Raw genomic sequence first — 19,587 nt, forward strand, 5'->3', positions numbered from 1 at the left:
TTTTGGATACTTTACAATTCAGACGTAACAGACGTTTGCGCACATCTACTACATTACGTTCTATGGTAAGAGAGACTGTTCTGCGGAAAGAGGACTTCATCTATCCGATTTTTGTCATAGATGGGGAAGACATCAATAATCCAATTGCTTCTATGCCGGGCGTGTTCCAGAAATCACTTGACCATTTTGCAATTGAACTTGATGAGGTTGTTTCACTTGGAATTCCATCAATTATTTTATTTGGTCTTCCAGCAACGAAAGATGATAAGGGTTCGGAAGCTTATTCTGATCAAGGGATTGTTCAAAAAGCCACTCGTTTTGCAAAAGAACGTTATCCTGAACTTATCGTCATCGCAGATACGTGCCTGTGCCAATATACAGACCACGGCCATTGCGGCGTTCTAGAAGGTGGTAAAGTACTCAACGACCGATCACTGGAACTACTGACGCGTACTGCAGTAAGCCAGGCGAAGGCGGGAGCAGACATTATTGCGCCATCGAATATGATGGATGGATTTGTAGCAGCCATTCGCCAAGGATTAGATGAGGCTGGTTTTGAAGATATTCCAATTATGTCCTATGCGGTGAAATATGCTTCTGCTTATTACGGACCTTTCCGTGACGCGGCAGAATCTACACCTAAATCAGGCGATCGCAAAACGTATCAAATGGATCCTGCAAACCGCCTAGAAGCAATGCGTGAAGCGGAATCAGATGTTGCGGAAGGTGCTGACTTCCTCATCGTTAAACCGGCACTTTCATATCTCGATATTATGCGTGACGTCAAAGATAATTTTACATTGCCAGTAGTCGCGTACAATGTGAGTGGCGAATATGCAATGGTTAAAGCAGCAGCGCAAAATGACTGGGTTGATGAAAAAGCAATCGTTCTTGAAACGTTGACAAGTATGAAGCGTGCGGGTGCGGATCTTATTATGACGTACCATGCGAAAGATGCGGCACGCTGGCTGGAGGAGAACTAATTGGGTAGAAATTATGACAAATCGAAACAAGCATTTGCAGAAGCTGTAAATCTTATGCCAGGAGGAGTAAACTCTCCTGTTCGTGCATTTAAATCTGTCAATATGGATCCGATTTTCATGCAAAGTGGAAAAGGCGCTATCATTACAGATATCGATGGCAATGAATACATCGATTATGTACTATCTTGGGGTCCGCTTATTCTCGGACATTCTGATCCAGACGTAGTTGAAGGCATTAAGCGCGTTGCAGAAACTGGGGCAAGCTTTGGTGCACCAACATTGGCGGAAAATGAACTTGCGAAACTTGTGATTGAACGTGTTCCTTCGATTGAAATGATTCGTATGGTGTCTTCTGGCACGGAAGCAACGATGAGTGCACTGCGTTTAGCACGTGGTTACACAGGCCGTAATAAGATTTTGAAATTTGAAGGCTGTTACCACGGTCACGCTGACTCACTGCTAATTAAGGCGGGTTCTGGCGTTGCGACACTTGGTCTACCTGATAGCCCGGGTGTACCTGAATCCGTTGCAAAAAACACAATTACAGTACCTTATAACGACTTAGAGAGCATTAAAGTCGCCATTCAAGAATTTGGTGACGATTTGGCAGCAATCATTGTTGAGCCTGTCGCAGGCAATATGGGTGTTGTTCCACCTGAACCAGGTTTCCTTGAAGGGCTGCGTGAGTTGACAGAGAACAACGGCACGCTTCTTATTTTTGATGAAGTCATGACTGGCTTCCGCGTTGGCTACAATTGCGCACAAGGTTATTATGGTGTGACACCGGATATTACATGTCTTGGAAAAGTAATCGGTGGCGGACTTCCTGTTGGCGCATACGGCGGTAAACGTGAAATTATGGAAAACATGGCTCCTGCAGGAACGATTTATCAGGCAGGAACTTTATCAGGTAATCCACTGGCGATGACTGCAGGTATTGAGACGTTGAAAAAATTAACGCCTGCATCCTATGACCATTTCATTAAATTGGGTGATCAGCTAGAAGCCGGTTTCCGTGCAGCGGCAAAAAAGTTTGATATTCCGCATACAGTAAACCGTGCAGGTTCTATGATTGGCTTTTTCTTCACCGACGAAAAAGTGTCAAATTACGATAAAGCGAAAACAGCTGATCTTGTACTGTTCGCTGATTACTACCGCTTAATGGCCGAAGAGGGTATTTTCCTTCCCCCATCACAGTTTGAAGGCATGTTCCTATCAACTGCGCATACAGAAGCGCATATTGAGAAGACAATTGAAGCGTTCCATACGGTATTTGCTAAACTCCGCGCGTAAAGATGTTACATTAACGTTTGTTTAAATGACCAATATAATATCCTCCGGCTAGTAAGTCAGTCGGAGGATATTTGCGTTCGTTCTAATTATTCTTCTATTGTAACCACGCCGCGCATACAATTGTTTGTGAAGGAATAGAAGGAGGGAACAAGTATGGAGAAAAAACAGTGGTCAATGCAGGAAAACTTTTATTTCCCGGAACATGCCGGCGTACCGACTGGGGTGCAGTCAGTCACAGTGACACCAAGATATACTGAAGAGCGTACGGAAGATGCGGTCCGGCTGACAGGCATTTATCATATTGCGGCGAATGTCGAATTTGATGAAGGGTTTCGGGCGGAGGAATGGGATGATTCATTTATCCTCATTGACGATGTCGAAGTGGATGGCAAAGACGGTTATTTTGAATATGCCGTGCCGCTCAATATCGATCTACCTTCAATAGCGGAGAGCCCACTAGACATTGTAACAACGCATGCAACAGGTAAATCGGACGGACAAGGTACTTACGGAGTTGTCTGGAATGTAGAATGTACGTACACAGAAGCAGTTGTCCTAGTGGAACAACCTGAGGAAGTGCAAGTAGTAGTCGCGACGCCGTTAGTAGCAATTAACAGCACTCCGTTAGACGAGCTGGACGAAGTGCTGTCGTTCATTGCAGAGCTCACGGATGGGGTATCGACGACAGCCTACCGTTCAAATGATGTTTTTGTAAAGAACGAAGGCTAAACCGCAAAGTAAACATAACAGAAGAAAATCGCCTGTAGTTGGCACGATCAATAATCGGATCAATTGAAAGATGCAAATCGGGATAATGATTCCTCTGCAATAAAATCTGCATTTCCGGAGCCAAGGTGGCAATAAGTAAGGGTTGTAGCATTTTCGCATGACATCATCCTTTCGTAATGTACTTGACGATTGATAAGCAATTCCGTTACAATCAAGGTAACTGCATATGGATGCGATGATTGGGATAGTATGTGAATGGATTAGACTAAAGAGAGGGTTCGAGTGCTGAAAGGACCTGTCGATTATTTACGGAATGTAACCCATGAGCAGTTTTCGTGAAAGTGTGTTCAAAAAGAAAGACATTTTTTGAACGTAGTAGCGGAAGCCGGTTTGAAGCCGTTATCGAAGTTTGAGGTGCACAGTTCTTTTGTGTGCACGAATAAAGGTGGTACCGCGAACAGCTCCTTCGTCCTTTAAGGCGATAGGAGTTTTTTTGTGGGCCCACAGGAAGTGGGTCAGGCAGCCATTGCCACAGGATGTGGCGCACTTAGGCTGCCATCTTTAAGCAATTAGCCGCTAAGGCTTTTTTTTTGTAACTAATAAAGGAGGAAACAACATGTCAACTGAAAACAACACGTCGATGCCTACGAAATATGATCCGCAGACAATTGAAGCAGGCCGCTATGAATGGTGGTTAAAAGGAAAGTACTTTGAAGCACAACCTGAAAGCGATAAAACGCCCTATACAATAGTTATTCCACCGCCGAACGTGACGGGTAAACTTCACCTAGGACACGCATGGGATACAACGCTACAAGATATCATGACGCGCATGAAACGTATGCAAGGCTATGATGCATTATGGCTTCCAGGAATGGACCACGCGGGAATCGCGACACAGGCTCGTGTAGAAGCAAAACTTCGTGAAGAAGGAACGACACGTTATGATTTAGGCCGTGAAAAATTCGTTGAAGAAACATGGAAATGGAAAGACGAGTACGCGGGACATATCCGTGCGCAATGGGCGAAACTTGGTTTGGGTCTTGACTACACACGCGAACGATTTACCCTGGATGAAGGACTTTCGAAAGCTGTACAGGAAGTTTTCGTTAAACTCTATAATAAAGGGCTTATCTACCGTGGCGAATACATTATCAACTGGGATCCGGCAACGAAAACGGCGATATCTGATATCGAAGTCATTCATAAAGACATACAGGGTGCTTTCTATCATATGCGTTACCCACTGGCAGACGGAACAGGCAGTATCGAAATTGCGACAACTCGACCTGAAACAATGCTTGGGGACACTGCGGTTGCAGTCCATCCTGAAGATGAGCGCTACAAACATTTAATCGGCAAAACAGTTAAATTACCAATCGTTGGTCGTGAAATTCCGATTATTGCAGACGATTACGTCGACATGGAATTCGGAAGTGGTGCCGTGAAAATAACACCTGCACATGACCCGAATGACTTTGAAATTGGAAACCGTCACAATCTTCCACGTATCCTTGTAATGAATGAAGATGGTTCAATGAACAAGCTTGCCGGTAAATACGAAGGAATGGACCGCTTCGAATGCCGGAAAGAAATTGTTAAAGACTTGCAAGAGATGGCTATTCTCTTCAACGTTGAAGAACATAATCATTCTGTCGGTCACTCTGAACGTAGTGGTGCTGTCGTTGAACCGTATTTATCAACACAATGGTTCGTTAAAATGCAGCCGCTAGCTAATGAGGCGATTAAGTTACAAGAAGCGGAAGGCAAAGTGAACTTTGTACCGGACCGTTTTGAAAAAACGTATTTAACTTGGATGGAAAATGTTCATGACTGGTGTATCTCGCGTCAACTTTGGTGGGGCCACCGCATCCCAGCTTGGTACCATAACGAAACGGGTGAAATACATGTCGGCAATGAAGCGCCTGCAGATAGCGAAAACTGGAGTCAGGACAATGACGTTCTTGATACGTGGTTCTCATCTGCGCTATGGCCGTTTTCGACAATGGGCTGGCCGGATCTTGACAACGAAGAATTCAAACGCTATTACCCAACTGATGCACTCGTAACAGGCTATGACATCATTTTCTTCTGGGTATCACGGATGATTTTCCAAGGGATTGAATTTACAGAACAACGTCCATTTAAAGACGTCTTAATTCACGGACTCGTACGCGCAGAAGATGGCCGGAAAATGTCTAAATCACTTGGTAACGGCGTCGATCCGATGGATGTTATTGAAAAATACGGCGCGGATGCACTGCGCTACTTCTTGTCGACAGGTTCGTCGCCAGGGCAGGATCTTCGCTACTCAACTGAGAAAGTTGAAGCCATCTGGAACTTTGCCAATAAAATCTGGAATGCATCTCGTTTCGCGCTAATGAACATGGATGGCATGACCTACGAAGAAATCGATTTAACGGGTGAAAAATCCGTTGCAGATGCATGGATCTTGACACGTTTGAATGAAACAATCGACCAAGTTACGAAACTTGCAGATCGTTATGAGTTCGGTGAAGTCGGCCGTGCACTTTATAACTTCATCTGGGATGATTTCTGCGACTGGTACATCGAAATGGCGAAACTGCCACTTTACGGTGAAGACGAAACAGCGAAGAAAATGACGCGTTCTGTACTGGCATACGTACTTGATAATACGATGCGTCTGCTGCACCCGTTCATGCCGTTCATCACAGAAGAAATCTGGCAGAACTTACCGCATGAAGGCGAATCAATTACAATCGCTGCATGGCCGGTTGCAGATCCTGCGCTTACTGATAAAACGCGTGCAACAGATATGAAACTGCTGATGGATATCATCCGCGCAGTACGGAATATCCGTGCAGAAGTAAATACACCACTTAGCAAAAAAGTTCCACTTTATATTTCAGCTAAAGACGATGCAACTGTAGCCGTGCTGGAAGCGAATCGTAGCTACATCGAACGTTTCTGTAACCCTGAGACGTTAACGCTAGGCAACAACATCACAGCACCTGGCAAATCGATGTCAGCGGTAGTTACAGGAGCAGAACTGTTCTTACCTCTTGAAGGTTTGCTGAACATCGACGAAGAACTCGCACGTCTGACAAAAGAACTTGCGAAATGGCAAGGTGAAGTGAAACGCGTTCAAGGCAAACTAGCAAACGAACGCTTCATGTCAAAAGCACCTGAAGCAGTTGTGGCAGAAGAGCGAGCTAAAGAAAGTGACTATCTAGAAAAATACGCGGCAGTTGAGCGTCGTATGCAGGAATTGAAGGAAATTTGATTTCAAAACGAAAAGACCCGATTGCGATTGGGTCTTTTTGTTTTGATAAATTTTGATCTGGGGCATGAAGAATTAATTGGTCATTGTGCTGTCGAAAAACACCTGTGTGGTTTACCATTTAGCTTATACATATTGGTTAGTAAACTGAATAACCGCTAATTTAATTTTGATTAAAAATCGCCGAATGTGGTAGTATAGGTTTATATGAGTCTATGAAAGACTAAGAATGTGTTGGTTTTATAGGAGTAATGGAATGGTTGAGAATTCTTTGTTACTCATTATTTCGATTTTTTATTAAATGTCTAATTAACTCGAATGAAAAGGATGATAGATATGGGGAAGTTTAAACTGAAGAGGGGTATGGGGGAAGGTGGGTTATCACTTGTTGAAGTGTTGGCTGCACTTGTTATTTTAGGTATTGTGTTTATTGGGTTCATGTCGATATTCCCTCAGATGAATAATATTAATAATAGAACAGAGACAAAGCTGGTGACGATGAACATCGCTAAGCAAGAATTAGCAAAGTTAAAGGGTCCACCTTCTCGAGTAAATCCTGATAAAAGGATTCAAAGTAGTATGAGTCCTTACTTTTTCGAAACATATGACTTGTCTGATGGTAACTATAAAATCCTAGTGGATTGCTATAATACAGAGTCCCAGACTTGCAGTGGAACGGGCGAGACTGCCAGAAAACCTAAATTATACAAAATTCATATCAAAGTAGAAAAAGACGGCAAATTAAACAGTGAAACGTTTGGTTATCTAGAATTAAAGTAGAGGAGGGATTGCCATGCTGAAAAATGAAGATGGAATGACTTTAGTGGAAGTACTTGCTACTCTTCTCCTTATGACATTAATCACCGGTATAATTTGGACTACCCTTTCAATTGCCACCAAGTTTAATGTCTCAGAAACTTCTGCTCTACGATTACAGCAGGAAGCAAACTATATTATTGCTGAATTACAACAAGTTCATCGGCATTGCTACTCCTATAGATTGACCATAATTAGAGATGAAGTCAAAGTCGCAGAATGTAAAAATGATACTGAAACAAGTATACCTAAATATGACGGGGTAATCAGTGGGAAATATAAATACCGGTTTGAAGACAGTGGAGAATCTCCTTATATTAATAAGTTATATATCTCACCTAAAGATAATTTAGAGCTTTTTGATTTTGTGGTCATCGATCCTGTGAAAAGAAATAAAGAAGAAAAGGCTGTCAAAGTACCTACTACAATCTCCCGTTATCTAACCGATGTTATGCAGTCAAACAAAGCGCAAGAAGGGAGCTGACTATATGAATGATCAAAGCAATGAAAAAGGTTATGCGTTGATTATTGTTTTATTTGCCATTGTCTTTATCACCGTGATAACGGCCGTTTTTTTGCGTGGTGCGCTGAGCAACGCAATCCAAGAAAAAACTCTCGATGAAAACAATCTTGTTGTTGTGTCTGCTGAATCAGGTACAGAATATTATTCGTGGGAATTAAAACAAGTTTATGATAAGGATTTATTAGAGGTTAAATTTACTAAGTTAGTAAATGACGCGATTGCGGCAAAGGAGTCGCCAATTGATTATGATAGGATTCAACGTAAAATCGCATCAGATTTTAAACCTGAGTTAACGAAGCGAGCGGATTCATTAATAGGTGAGGGAGCAACAGATCTGTTTAGTGACTACAAACACAAATTAGTTGCTGCAAATGTTGAGCAGACAGAATTAAATGGGGACATTTGGTTTACAGTGAAAGGTACTGTAGAAGGGGAACTACCGAAAAATGATCAACAACAAAGAAAAAAGAAAGAGTTAGAATTTGAACTAATTTTTGTATTTCCTAAAGTTCAGCTAGCAGATGGTAGTACTTCGGTTGATCCAGGTGGTGTAACATCACCGGGTGGAAGTCTTGTCATGATGCCAGCGTTAAAGGAACCTAAAAAACCAGCAAGCCCGGTTGCAATAGTAGCAATAAGTAAGCAATCGACGAACTGTGCATCTTCTAGTACTAAAATCGATAACCAGAAATGTAATACTTTAGGTATAAGTGAAGCTATTTATGCTATCAGTAAATCCAATGTATTTATTGATAATACACTTAACTCATGGGGCAACGTTAGTTTAGAAAATTCTATTTTGAATATTGGCAAGAACTTTACACCAGCAGAATCTAAAATTGAAGATACAGAGTTAGTTGTTGGAGGTAAGATTGAAGCCTATAGAGCTGTGGTCATCAATAAATCTAAAATACATGCAAATGAATACAATAACAGTGGTGGTACTGGTTTAATAACCAATTCACAAATGAACATTACGACTTCGCTAGTATTTCAAACAGCAAATATCGAAAATTCTATAATTAGTACTAATATATACAAAGCCAATAATCAAGCCGATTTCAATAAAACAGATTTAAAAGTCCTAACTAATTATAATTCGGGCGGTGCGAGTTTTAAAAACTCTAACCTAGAAGTAGGTGGATACCTTGATACAGGTGGTGGTCTTTTCTACGTTGAAGGTTCGAATGTGAAAATTGTTGGAAACGCCCAAACTAATAACGGTTCGACAATTAAAAACTCTGTATTGAACATTGGTGGCTATTTCTTGCATACATCCAAACCACTAGATGCTGAAAACTCCGATATCTTTGTAGGGGGCAAGTTAACGGCTACAAATGGAACAAATTTAGAGCAAGTAAATATGAATGTTTTAGGAGACTACGTTTCTAGCACGGCATTTAAATTAGCCAAGACAAATTTAAACATTGCGGGTAATCTTTCTTTAAGTAATGGTGGTACGGTGAACAATAGTTTAATGGTCGCTGGCAGGATTACTGCAAGTACACCATTAGTGTTGAACGGTTCAGTCGTAAGTGCTGGATATTTACAATCTGATATTATGACACTCAATAATTCTAAAGTGTGTGCAAAAGATTTAAATGTAAGAAGTTTGATGATGGATGATGATAGTAAAATATACTATTCAAATACTTCTAATCATACAAAGAACAATATTATTAAACTATCATCCGTGGATTTTGAAAAAACTTGCGGTATGAATAGTTCGACAACACCTGAAGACTCAAAACAATCTGGGAAGATTGAATGGAAATCTCCTGTCCTGGATAAGGTCACATATTAATATTTGTGGGGGTACTAATGTGAAGTTTTTAAATCTTCGGTGCAGTCACCCCCGAAATTTAGACACAATTCATTGGGTTTTTGATTCGAGAGTGTCAATCACCGTATTCCCTGTTACTGAGTTTGTATTTTGACAACGTGAAGAACGTTGTCGTGGGGGGGGGGAGTGGCGACAGGCACTCGGATGCTATTTCCAATACCATTCGAACTTCTAAAATTTCAGGAGCCAGTCACTAGGATGCAATTCCTATTACCTCTCACACAATTAAAATAAAGATCAGACATCTACGTAGATGTCTGATCTTTTGCATGTTTACTCAAGGAGTTTGTCTTTATGTTTTCCCAAAATACTTACCACTAACTATTCCCTAGAAAGCGTCCCCTTGATATACTTCATCAATTCTCCAGCCACCGAAAACTCATGCGTTATATACAGCGATCGTGCCCCGACAGGATCCTCGATTTCATTCAACAGCCATCTTCCGTCGGGTAACAATATGAAGTCAATCCCCACATAATCACTTTTTATTGCTTGGGAAATAGTTTTCACAACATTTTCCTGCCAATTGGAAAGTATGTATTTTTCGACGGAGCCACCTAGCGTGTAATTTGATTTGAAAGAACCGTTGCCAGTGCGTTTTACAGCCCCGATAACTTCATTGCCAATCATAAATACGCGTATATCTCGGGCGCCGGATTCGATGAAGGGTTGGACAATTAGTTTTCGGTCGTGGAAATTGGTGAAAAACAACTCCGCGTCTGCAGCCGATTTACAAAGAAAAACTTCGTTCCCCCCATGGCCATCGACCGTTTTTAACACACAAGGATACGCACTGATTTCATCGATAGAACGAATCCTATTCGTCGGAACGGCAGGAATACCGAGCAGGGTAGCCAGTTCAAATGTCTGCAATTTATCATTCGCAATCCGATTTACTTCAGCACGATTGAATAGCCTTGAACCCTCCATCTCAAACTTTGCAGCTCGCCCAGTATCGCGGTCCCGGAAAAGAATGAAATCAGTATCTGAATCGGGCCGTCCATCCCCAGTTAATAATCGAAGTTCAATCCCAAGTTTCTCAGATTCGACCATCAAATCATCAATAAACGCATGATTCCTCACTGATTCAGCTTCTGAATAGTAAACGTATCCCTTCATTCGAGCTTCCTTAGAATATACGCAATCATCGCATCTGCTACATTAATCCCAGTGACGTTGTAAATATTACGAATGTGGGCAGCTGCATTCACTTCACATACAAGTGGTTCTTCATTGTCGCCGAACAGTAAGTCGACACCTGCAAACTCTGCACCGACTGCATGGGCAGCTTGTACAGCTAACGCTTTTTGTGGTTCTGTTAGTTCGATTACCGTCGCCACACCGCCATTTGTAATGTTCGCACGAAAATCAGTTTCAGAGTGACGGTACATTGCTGCTACTATTTCACCCCCGACGATGTTGACCCGGATATCACGACCTCTACTCGTTGCGATAAATTTCTGAAATACATAGTCGATGCCGCGTAACTCATCTGTCTTTTCATAAAACTGCTCTTCCGTTTCAATCAAATACACTTTCATACCGAATGAACCGTGCCCCTCTTTAATAACCATCGGTAAGCCAAGGTGTTCTAACACTTGTTCGTAGTAACCTGAATCTTTGATCGTGAAATTCGGATATACTTTTGGTGCAATAATTGTTTCAGGCATTGGAATGCCTTGCTTCGAAAGTTGAAGATATTGTATGGCTTTGTTATCACAGGTTTCAATAACATCGGGATCGTTGAAAACGGGGATTCCCGAATTTTTCAGGAAATTCGCGAGAAGAATATCTTTATCTAGAAAGACAACGAAATTAGGGCGAATCTCTAAATTTGTTGCCAAATTCATTATTACTTCATAGTTTTTCTTAAGCTCAGTGTGTACACCTGCACGTTCTGCCGCTTCCTTAATTAACTCAGCTTGGTCTTTGAATTTATCGCTTGTTAAACTTCCATTATAAATAATCCAACAACTTTTCATGTGGAACCCTCCGGGAATGATATACTTTTGATAACTAGATTCTAACATACGGAGGGATAGTTTTGATTCCAAAAATGAATGTCTATAAAGAGCGATGGGGAATTGATAGTGACAATTCAATAAAACCTGGTCTGGATGCGGTGCGCGAAGCGTTGTCTAAGATGGGAAACCTAGAAAGGGAATTACAAGTTATCCACGTTGCGGGGACTAATGGAAAAGGTTCAACAATTGCATTTATGGAAGCGATTTTAAAAGAGCACGGGTTTTCTACGGGTGTCTTTTCATCGCCTGCAATTATCGATATACATGATCAGATACGTATGAATGGCGATGAGATAACAGAAGAGGAACTAGATAAATCGTTCCGGGCGATGAAAGAAGCCGGGTTAAGCGGGTTACTGACAGATTTCGAATTACTTACTGTTGCAGCATTCCTGACATTTGGAAGGCTTGCACCGGATTATGTATTACTAGAAACGGGTATGGGTGGCTTGCTGGACAGTACGAATGTCGTGGTGCCGCTCGTTTCTGTGATTACCTCGATCGCGCTCGATCATACTGCATTTCTCGGGGGAACCATTGCGGAAGTGGCGGAGCAGAAAGCGGGTATTATAAAAAAGGGAATACCTGTCGTAATAGGGCCATTGCCTGAAGAAGCACTTAAGGTTGTTCATGCGATTTCAAGTCGGCAAGTGAGCCCGCTTTTCATGTACGGTGAGCAGTTTGGTATGAAGAATAACATGTTTAACGGAACTTCCACTTTCTTGTTGACCGAACGAAAGATGAAAGGGCCTCACCAAGGTGTTAATGCCGCAGTTGCGATTCAATCACTTCTTGTTGCAGGCATACAACTTACTGAAGAAGCAGCCTCTAAGGGGGTCGCTACAACGCAACTGGCACATCGTTTTCAAGAGATTTCACCTGGTGTATTTATGGATGGGGCACATAATCCCGCAGCCGCTAAAGTACTTGCAGATACGATTCGCTTTGAATTTCCGGGTGAGAAAGTGGACTTTGTTGTAGGAATGTTGAAGGGGAAAGATATTGAGAACACGTTGAATGAACTGATACCAGTTGCGGCCTCATTCACATTTCTAACGTTTCCCCATCCGCAAGCGGCGACGGGAGAACAATTGATGGAACATTGCCACCATCAAAGAAAAAGAGTGACAATAGCTGGAAGTGATACTATAATACTAGTAACGGAAGAAAATAGAAAGCTAATAGTCACAGGTTCGTTGTATTTACTGGGTGGTCTAATGGACTAATTCGTAGTTATTTGTCTAAAGCGTTTTTGGATAATAGTGACAGACACATTTCGGTTTGATAGACTTTTGAAGACGTCTGTTTTTTTAGACTTATTAGTTTAGGAGTGGATGAATGATGGTTGCGAATAGGTCCACTATACGTTATTCGGTATTGTGGTTATTGACTGTTCCACCGGGATTAGTTTATATTTTTTTTAACTATTCGCCAGTGCAAGTGAACTGGATGCATATAGCTCTTTTTATATTATTTGGATCACTTACAGCTTATTATCCAATAGTGAGGAACGGCACGCCTATGTTCCTAGTTCTGTGGGTGACAGTGCCCGCATTTTTAATGTATGGACTCTTAATTGAACTAGTAGTGATGCAAATTACTGTCATTGCAGTCACTCTAATATTTCCTGGTAAACAGCCATTGATACGACGTTTTTTCATTAACTCGACGCTCTTTTTCTTCTTATCGATTATCGCCGCCCTGGTTTTCTATTTAGCAGGCGGGGAATTAGGTTCAGTTAATTTATGGCCCGTTATTATTGCAACATTCTGCTACCATTTCGTTCATACAGTATTTAACGATATCGTGCTGAAATTATTTGCGGTGTACAAAGGTATCGATTCCAAATTCTATTCGAAAGATATTTTGGTGAATTATATAATGATCCTGGCTATCCTGCCTTTGTCGCTCACGTTCTACTACTTATTGCAATTTATCGGAACGGGTGCATTTCTGTTGCTAGGAATCCCCTATTTCTTTATAACGTTAATTAACCGCCTTTATAATAATTCGGAAAGAATTAACAACCAATTGCGGCAAGCGGGCGATATCGGTCACGGTCTGTCAGAACTATTGACAGAAAAGGATGTAATCGACAAGTTTGTCATGAACGTATCGGACATGTTTAACGCTGAGTTTACATATCTATTTGACCACCAAGATGGTTGGCTTGAGCTTGTTCGTACTTATGAACATGAAAAATTCATCGATATAGACTTTGCTCTTTTATCTGCTGGACAAGGGATTGCGGGCTTGGTTCTTGAGAGGAATAAGCCAATTATCTATTCGGAAAGGAAAGAGTGGGAAGCGGTTTCGAGAGATTATACGCCTGATGATATGCAAAGTGTACTTTGTGTCCCCATTTCACGAAACAAAGAAATCGAAGCGGTTTTGTTTTTGGCTTCAGACAAAAAATCTTCCTTTGACGGATACCAGTTGAAAATATTAGACATACTGTGTTCCTATTTCACTGTGTCAGTGGAGAAAGCACGATACATGCAAGAAGCGGTTATAAAGAATGAGCGTTGTGCGTTAACGAAGCTTTATAATTATAAGTATCTTGAAGAACGGCTAATGCACGAAATGGACAGGCTAAGAAACGAGGAAATAAACAATCTTTCAGTCGTGTTGCTTGATATTGATTATTTTAAACAAGTGAATGATACCTATGGACATCAAAGCGGCAATGACATTCTCTATATGCTTGCTCGTAAACTTGAAGCCGAACTTCCTGCTGGCGGAATAGTTGGCCGCTATGGCGGAGAAGAATTTGTCTATATTTTGCCTGGAGTTTCAAAAGCTGAAGCGGCTGAATTTGCGGAAAATCTTCGAGTTGCAATTGCAGGACATGATTTTACAATTACTCCGGATTTAGTAGAAGGTAAGCATCCGCTTCGCATCACAATCACTTCCAGTATGGGTGTTTCATCAGCTCCAGCTGACACAGATGAAGCGATGACGCTTCTTCGCAATGCGGATCGTGCCCTTTATTTGGGGGCAAAACAGGCGGGACGAAACAGAGTCGCTGAATATGTGAAGTGAATTAATTCAAGGAGGGTGTCGGATGGATGGGTATATCTAGAAGGTTTCAGATTATCACTATACTAATATGGCTTGTTATCGTTCCAGCGGGCACCTTTCTTGCATTCATTTTATTTCCTTCGAAAGAAATAGATTGGTTAAATTTGGCTATTCTGTTTGTGCTATTAGTCGTGACGATGAAGATGCCTTTACGGGTGAAAACAATCACGGTATCGTTGGAACGGTGGATTACGTTCACTATATTTTTCCAATACGGGTTATTTGCGGAATTTGCTTTTACACAGATTGCAATGATTATCTTGCTATTTAGTAGAAAATCAGATTTGCCAATTGTACAGCGTTTTGCCGTGAATTCAATGATTTTCACCCTTGTTTCATTAGCGAGTGGTGCCCTATTTCATTTTGCGGGTGGGGTGGTAGGGACCACAGACTTTTTAACCATCTGCCTATTTGGGCTTCTTTACGCGACGAGTTATACAGTTATCAATAGTGTTTTAATGCAACTCTATTTGTATCTTGAAATTGGCAAAGATTCTATAAAAGAGAAATTCGTAGTATGGGATTTTGTCACTACTATGATGTTGCTGCCGTTCAGCCTATCTCTGTATATTCTATATGAACATCTTGGCAATCATGCAATCATGTTAATGGGTATTCCATTCCTTCTCGTTTTAGCAATCGCAAGAAGGTATAATCATTCCAATAATATGAACGACAAACTTTCTTCGGCTGGTATTATCGGGCATGAACTAGCCGAGAGACTAGGTTTTGACGATGTAGTCCGAACGTTCATCAAGAAATTGAAGGATGTAGTGCCTTATGATAATGCATATGTTCTGGACCTGCGTGCTGGAGAACACCTGATTACACTAATGGGTTCTGAAAATAATGTTCTTTCTAAAAAGATAAATGACCTGTCATTTAAACCTGAAAAGTCTATATATGATGGATTGGATATCGATATGTCAAAGCTGTTTTCGACGAAAAAAGAAATGAATACACTAATAAATTTCGAATTTATACAATCGGTGGAATGCGTTATGACCGCTCCAATCCGGCGGAATCAGAGAACGGAAGGATTCCTTATACTAACGTCCAAGCGTAAGAAAATATTTCAAGCACTCGATTTGAAAATCGTTGATGTTTTGACGGGATACTTTGCAATTTCACTCGTGAAAGCCCGCCTGTATGAAAAAACCATAAAACAAAGTGAACAATGTGGTTTGACTCAGCTGCATAACTTCCGCTATCTTGACACGAAATTAAATGAAGAGGTCATTCGTTATCATACAGGTAAAATCGATTCGCTTTCCGCAATTATCATCGATATCGATCACTTTAAATTGATTAATGATACATATGGCCATCAGAGCGGGAATGACCTGTTGTGTGCGCTTGCAACGATTCTTAAGGCGTATGTAGGTCCAAATGTTACATTGGCTAGATACGGAGGCGAGGAATTTGTTTTCATCCTACCGAATAGGGGGAAAGATGAAACAATCAAGATTGCCGAGAACGTCAGGGAAGAAGTGGAGTTATGCCAGTTCCGTGTAATCCCGGATCTATCTGTAAGTCGAAAACCTGTGAATGTCCACATGACGGTTAGTATCGGCGTGGCAACTGTACCTGAGGATGCAGGAGATGCCAAATTGCTTTTGCGAAATGCGGATCAGGCACTTTATATAGGTGGCAAGCAGGCCGGAAGAAACCGGGTAGGGGTATATTCAAAAGGTGAGATTATAACTGTTTAGGGGCCAGGAAACTGGTCTTTTTTGTTGTGGGAAATGAGCCATTGTACCTTGTGGTTTGCGGTAGGTATTTGTTGGAAAAAAAGTAATGTGTTTTTTATGGGAGATATATAAGTATAAAAACCCACGAAGTGATAATTTTCGACAAAAATGTATATGTAAATGCGGGAATCTAGTTGCTAATTCCTAAGGGTGCGGTATAATTTTAGACTAATAGGATTTACTGAGGGGAATTTCAGAAATGAAAATTGAGTACAAGTATATAGTACTTATACATATCTAGACGAAGGGGGTTTTGATTTGACAATAAAATTTTATTTTCCAATTGTTACATGTTTTGTTTTAATCATGTTTGTTTTGTATCAAGTCTTTACACCATCTTCTATAGTATCTGCAAAAGGGAATGCGGAAAACGGCTCAATTGCGACAATCAATCTTGACGGAAAGAAAAAATCCGAAATTGAATCGCTATTGGCTTTGGAAGTGGCGAAGTGGAAAGAAAACGACATTATTGTGCAAGGGACGACTGCAAAAATCGTTATTCCAAGTAACTATGTGCAATTCGATATTAAGAAAACAGTCAAGCATTACGTAAGTGCGTCATCTAAACCTTGGTACAATATTTTGGGAAGTGCGAACAAAATTCAGTTGCCACTCGAAATTACAATAGATGAGGAAGTAAATGAACTATTGAAAGGTAATCCCTTGTTTTTTGTAGATGAAACCATTAAGGCAATCGAAGATCATGCAGGCTACTTAAAACAAGGGCCTGTCCAAGCAAAAGAAGTGGCGCTTTCAAAAAAACTGTTAGAGAGAATAGCATTTGAAATTCAAGACGTTAAGGCCAATGTCAACGGACTCTCGCAAATTAGTCATACATTAAATGAGACAACGCTTTTAAACGGTGAACAATTCTCGTTTCTGCAAAAACTAAAAGAGGCGGATAGTGTTTACAATGATGACACTGCTAATTTTATCGCATCTACATTGTATAGCGCTGTTTTGAATTCTGAAATCGAAATTTTGGAACGGCATTCCCAAAATCGCATCCCAGATTATTTAGTTCCAGGAGTAGAAGTGAAAGTGGATGCGAATAGGAATCAGGATTTTTCTTTTGTTAATAACACCAATCGTCCGATCATTATTTATGCAACCATTAAAGATGAGCGATTATTAATTGAACTGTATTCGTTAAAATCGGATAACGTGGTTACGTACGATGTGTCGAATATAGAAAACGTTAAACCAAGAACGATTTACCGACTGACTTCCACTTTGTCGCCGGGGCAGGAAAAGGTGCTAGAAGAGGGTAAAGACGGTCTACGTGTGCAAGTAAATAAAAAGATTTCAGGTGGATCATTTGACAAGGATGTCGTCATTAGTCGAGACTTTTATCCACCTAAAAATAAAGTGGTCTTAGTTTCTTCTATACCAACACTTGTTAGCCCTATCGTTCAAAATCCAAACGCTGGTTCAGGTAGTGCGACGAGCCAGGTCGACACAAATAATACGAAACCAGCTAATCCAATAACTGAAGATGAGGATGGCAATACGGTGAGGCATGAAGGTGCGGTCCTTATTCCTGAGGGCGCCACTTATGATAAAGGCGGAAACGTAATAACGTCTGATCCGCACTAAAATAAATGGGGGTGACGGTGTGAAATTCAAAACGCGCAAAAGGCTTGGGGATTTATTAGTCGAAGCAAACCTCATCAGTCACCAACTGTTGGATGAGGTACTGGTAGAAAAAAGCCGGGAGGAGAAGCTCGGGGATTGTTTAATCAGGCTACAGCATATTACCGAACAGCAACTTATTGAAGTACTTGAACTGCAACTGGGCATTCCGCATATTCATTTGAACCAATATTCCATCGAACCGGAACTGATCCAGCTTGTACCAAAAGAATTGGCAAAGCGTGCGCAGATTATGCCCGTACGGAAAGATCGCAATAAGTTATTGGTCGCAATGGCAGACCCGATGGATTACTTCGCAATTGAAGAATTGCGGATGACAACGGGCTACCAAATTGAGACAAGTATCGCAGCTAAAGATGATATCTATCGAACAATCACCAAGTATTATGATCTGCAAGAATCTATGGATGATGCACTCGATGACATTATGCCGACAGAATTGGATACCGAAAATCAAATAACAGACGAAGATTCGCCGATTGTTCGGCTTGTCAACCAAATAATTGCCAATGGTGTCGCGCAACGGGCAAGTGATATCCACTTTGACCCGCAGGAGGCGGAATTAAAAATCCGTTACCGTGTCGATGGCATTCTGCGTGAAGAGCGTGCCCTTCCAAAAAATATGCAAAATATTATCATTGCACGTGTGAAAATTATGGGGAATTTAAACATTACAGAAAATCGTATTCCGCAAGATGGACGCATTAAATCTGTCGTCAACTTCAGACCGATTGATATTCGGTTGTCTACATTGCCAACCATTTACGGTGAAAAAATTGTAATGCGTATTCTTGATTTAAGCAGGGCTTTAAACGATTTGGATGGACTTGGATTTGCCCCTGGAAATCTTCAACTGTTCAAAAAAATGCTTGAAAAGCCAAATGGTATTATTTTAATAACGGGTCCTACGGGGTCAGGTAAATCGTCAACGCTTTATGCGGGATTGAACTATCTAAACAATGAAGAAGTGAATATTATTACGGTTGAAGATCCAGTCGAATATCAGCTACAAGGGGTCAACCAAATTCAAGTTCGCGATGAAGTGGGTTTGACATTTGCGGCAGGTCTGCGCTCTATTCTTCGGCAAGATCCGGATATTATCATGGTCGGTGAAATCCGGGATATGGAAACGGCACAAATTGCGATTCGTTCATCGTTGACGGGGCATCTTGTGTTAAGTACGTTGCATACGAATAATGCGATTGACTCGATTTCAAGGTTGACTGATATGGGGGTTGAACCCTATTTACTGTCCTCATCACTCGTCGGTGTTATGGCTCAGCGGCTTGTGCGGCGCATCTGCCGAGATTGCAGTGAAGTACGTAAGCCGCACGAACATGAAACAAAGCTGTTTACTCAATATGGCTTGAAGATACCAGTGATTACCTATGGGAAAGGATGCCCGTCTTGTAATGAAACAGGTTTTCGTGGCCGCATAGCACTTCATGAAATACTGCCAATCGATGATACAATCAAGGCACAAATTATGGGCGTAAATAGTCCGTCAGAGATACGTAAATATGCCAGAAGCCAAGGTTTTAAGACGTTGTTGGAAGATGGGCTACAAAAAGTAGTCGAAGGGGCTACTACGTCGGAAGAAGTGCTGCGTGTAGCAACATCTGATTAGGA

The 19,587-nt window shown here is 41.2% G+C and carries 14 protein-coding genes and 1 other annotated feature; of the genes, 12 read left to right on the forward strand and 2 right to left on the reverse strand.

The genetic code is table 11. From position 1 onward, the window contains the following. Window positions 1-2: 2 nt before the first annotated feature. From hemB to H2672_RS02315, 7 genes are all read left to right on the forward strand, one after another. Window positions 3-983 carry a porphobilinogen synthase gene (gene hemB / locus H2672_RS02285; protein ID WP_186668513.1) on the forward strand — a complete coding sequence of 327 codons (981 nt, stop codon included), beginning with the start codon at window positions 3-5 and terminating at the stop codon, window positions 981-983. Next, the gene (gene hemL, locus H2672_RS02290) at window positions 984-2,276 is read left to right on the forward strand and encodes a glutamate-1-semialdehyde 2,1-aminomutase (protein ID WP_186668515.1); all 1,293 of its coding nucleotides are present in this window, start codon (window positions 984-986) and stop codon (window positions 2,274-2,276) included. A 153-nt stretch (window positions 2,277-2,429) separates the two neighbouring features. Next, window positions 2,430-3,005 (forward strand): hypothetical protein, encoded by a 576-nt coding sequence (locus H2672_RS02295; protein ID WP_186668517.1) that lies wholly within the window; start codon window positions 2,430-2,432, stop codon window positions 3,003-3,005. A gap of 226 nt (window positions 3,006-3,231) precedes the next feature. Beyond that, window positions 3,232-3,482: a binding site (T-box leader), on the forward strand. Window positions 3,483-3,621: 139 nt separating this feature from the next. Continuing rightward, window positions 3,622-6,270, forward strand: coding sequence for a valine--tRNA ligase (locus H2672_RS02300; RefSeq protein ID WP_186668519.1), 2,649 nt, complete (start codon window positions 3,622-3,624; stop codon window positions 6,268-6,270). Between the two features lie 333 nt (window positions 6,271-6,603). Next, on the forward strand, window positions 6,604-7,047 hold the full coding sequence (locus H2672_RS02305) for a type IV pilus modification PilV family protein (protein ID WP_186668521.1): 444 nt from the start codon (window positions 6,604-6,606) through the stop codon (window positions 7,045-7,047). Window positions 7,048-7,060: 13 nt separating this feature from the next. After that, entirely contained in the window at window positions 7,061-7,567 is a 507-nt protein-coding gene (locus H2672_RS02310; RefSeq protein WP_186668523.1) for a PilW family protein, read from the forward strand. 4 nt (window positions 7,568-7,571) lie between these two features. Then, window positions 7,572-9,410 carry an autotransporter outer membrane beta-barrel domain-containing protein gene (locus H2672_RS02315; protein WP_186668525.1) on the forward strand — a complete coding sequence of 613 codons (1,839 nt, stop codon included), beginning with the start codon at window positions 7,572-7,574 and terminating at the stop codon, window positions 9,408-9,410. Window positions 9,411-9,770: 360 nt separating this feature from the next. Here H2672_RS02315 and H2672_RS02320 read toward each other — a convergent pair whose 3' ends face one another. Further along, window positions 9,771-10,568: an ATP-grasp domain-containing protein gene (locus H2672_RS02320; RefSeq protein ID WP_186668527.1), complete on the reverse strand. Its 798-nt coding sequence runs from the start codon at window positions 10,566-10,568 to the stop codon at window positions 9,771-9,773. Then, window positions 10,565-11,431, reverse strand: a complete 867-nt coding sequence (locus H2672_RS02325) for an ATP-grasp domain-containing protein (RefSeq protein WP_186668529.1) — start codon at window positions 11,429-11,431, stop codon at window positions 10,565-10,567. The genes H2672_RS02320 and H2672_RS02325 overlap by 4 nt, the downstream gene beginning before the upstream one ends. Before the next feature lie 62 nt (window positions 11,432-11,493). Here H2672_RS02325 and H2672_RS02330 point away from each other — a divergent pair, with 62 nt between their 5' ends. The 5 genes from H2672_RS02330 (at window position 11,494) to H2672_RS02350 (ending at window position 19,585) form a co-directional block, all read left to right on the forward strand. Continuing rightward, window positions 11,494-12,699 carry a bifunctional folylpolyglutamate synthase/dihydrofolate synthase gene (locus H2672_RS02330; RefSeq protein ID WP_186668531.1) on the forward strand — a complete coding sequence of 402 codons (1,206 nt, stop codon included), beginning with the start codon at window positions 11,494-11,496 and terminating at the stop codon, window positions 12,697-12,699. Between the two features lie 112 nt (window positions 12,700-12,811). Further along, window positions 12,812-14,515 carry a sensor domain-containing diguanylate cyclase gene (locus tag H2672_RS02335; RefSeq protein WP_186668533.1) on the forward strand — a complete coding sequence of 568 codons (1,704 nt, stop codon included), beginning with the start codon at window positions 12,812-12,814 and terminating at the stop codon, window positions 14,513-14,515. Window positions 14,516-14,541: 26 nt separating this feature from the next. Then, window positions 14,542-16,266, forward strand: coding sequence for a GGDEF domain-containing protein (locus H2672_RS02340; protein WP_186668535.1), 1,725 nt, complete (start codon window positions 14,542-14,544; stop codon window positions 16,264-16,266). A gap of 297 nt (window positions 16,267-16,563) precedes the next feature. Then, window positions 16,564-17,901 (forward strand): VanW family protein, encoded by a 1,338-nt coding sequence (locus H2672_RS02345; protein ID WP_186668537.1) that lies wholly within the window; start codon window positions 16,564-16,566, stop codon window positions 17,899-17,901. A gap of 19 nt (window positions 17,902-17,920) precedes the next feature. After that, window positions 17,921-19,585, forward strand: coding sequence for a GspE/PulE family protein (locus H2672_RS02350; protein WP_186668539.1), 1,665 nt, complete (start codon window positions 17,921-17,923; stop codon window positions 19,583-19,585). Window positions 19,586-19,587: the final 2 nt, after the last annotated feature.

Source organism: Sporosarcina sp. BP05, from assembly GCF_014282005.1.
GTDB lineage: Bacteria > Bacillota > Bacilli > Bacillales_A > Planococcaceae > Sporosarcina.

Coding starts and splice junctions, on each gene's coding strand:
- H2672_RS02295 (WP_186668517.1), top strand. CDS start 2,430: ATGGAGAAAAAACAGTGGTCAATGCAGGAAAACTTTTATTTCCCGGAA.
- H2672_RS02300 (WP_186668519.1), top strand. CDS start 3,622: ATGTCAACTGAAAACAACACGTCGATGCCTACGAAATATGATCCGCAG.
- H2672_RS02305 (WP_186668521.1), top strand. CDS start 6,604: ATGGGGAAGTTTAAACTGAAGAGGGGTATGGGGGAAGGTGGGTTATCA.
- H2672_RS02310 (WP_186668523.1), top strand. CDS start 7,061: ATGCTGAAAAATGAAGATGGAATGACTTTAGTGGAAGTACTTGCTACT.
- H2672_RS02315 (WP_186668525.1), top strand. CDS start 7,572: ATGAATGATCAAAGCAATGAAAAAGGTTATGCGTTGATTATTGTTTTA.
- H2672_RS02320 (WP_186668527.1), bottom strand. CDS start 10,568: ATGAAGGGATACGTTTACTATTCAGAAGCTGAATCAGTGAGGAATCAT.
- H2672_RS02325 (WP_186668529.1), bottom strand. CDS start 11,431: ATGAAAAGTTGTTGGATTATTTATAATGGAAGTTTAACAAGCGATAAA.
- H2672_RS02335 (WP_186668533.1), top strand. CDS start 12,812: ATGATGGTTGCGAATAGGTCCACTATACGTTATTCGGTATTGTGGTTA.
- H2672_RS02340 (WP_186668535.1), top strand. CDS start 14,542: ATGGGTATATCTAGAAGGTTTCAGATTATCACTATACTAATATGGCTT.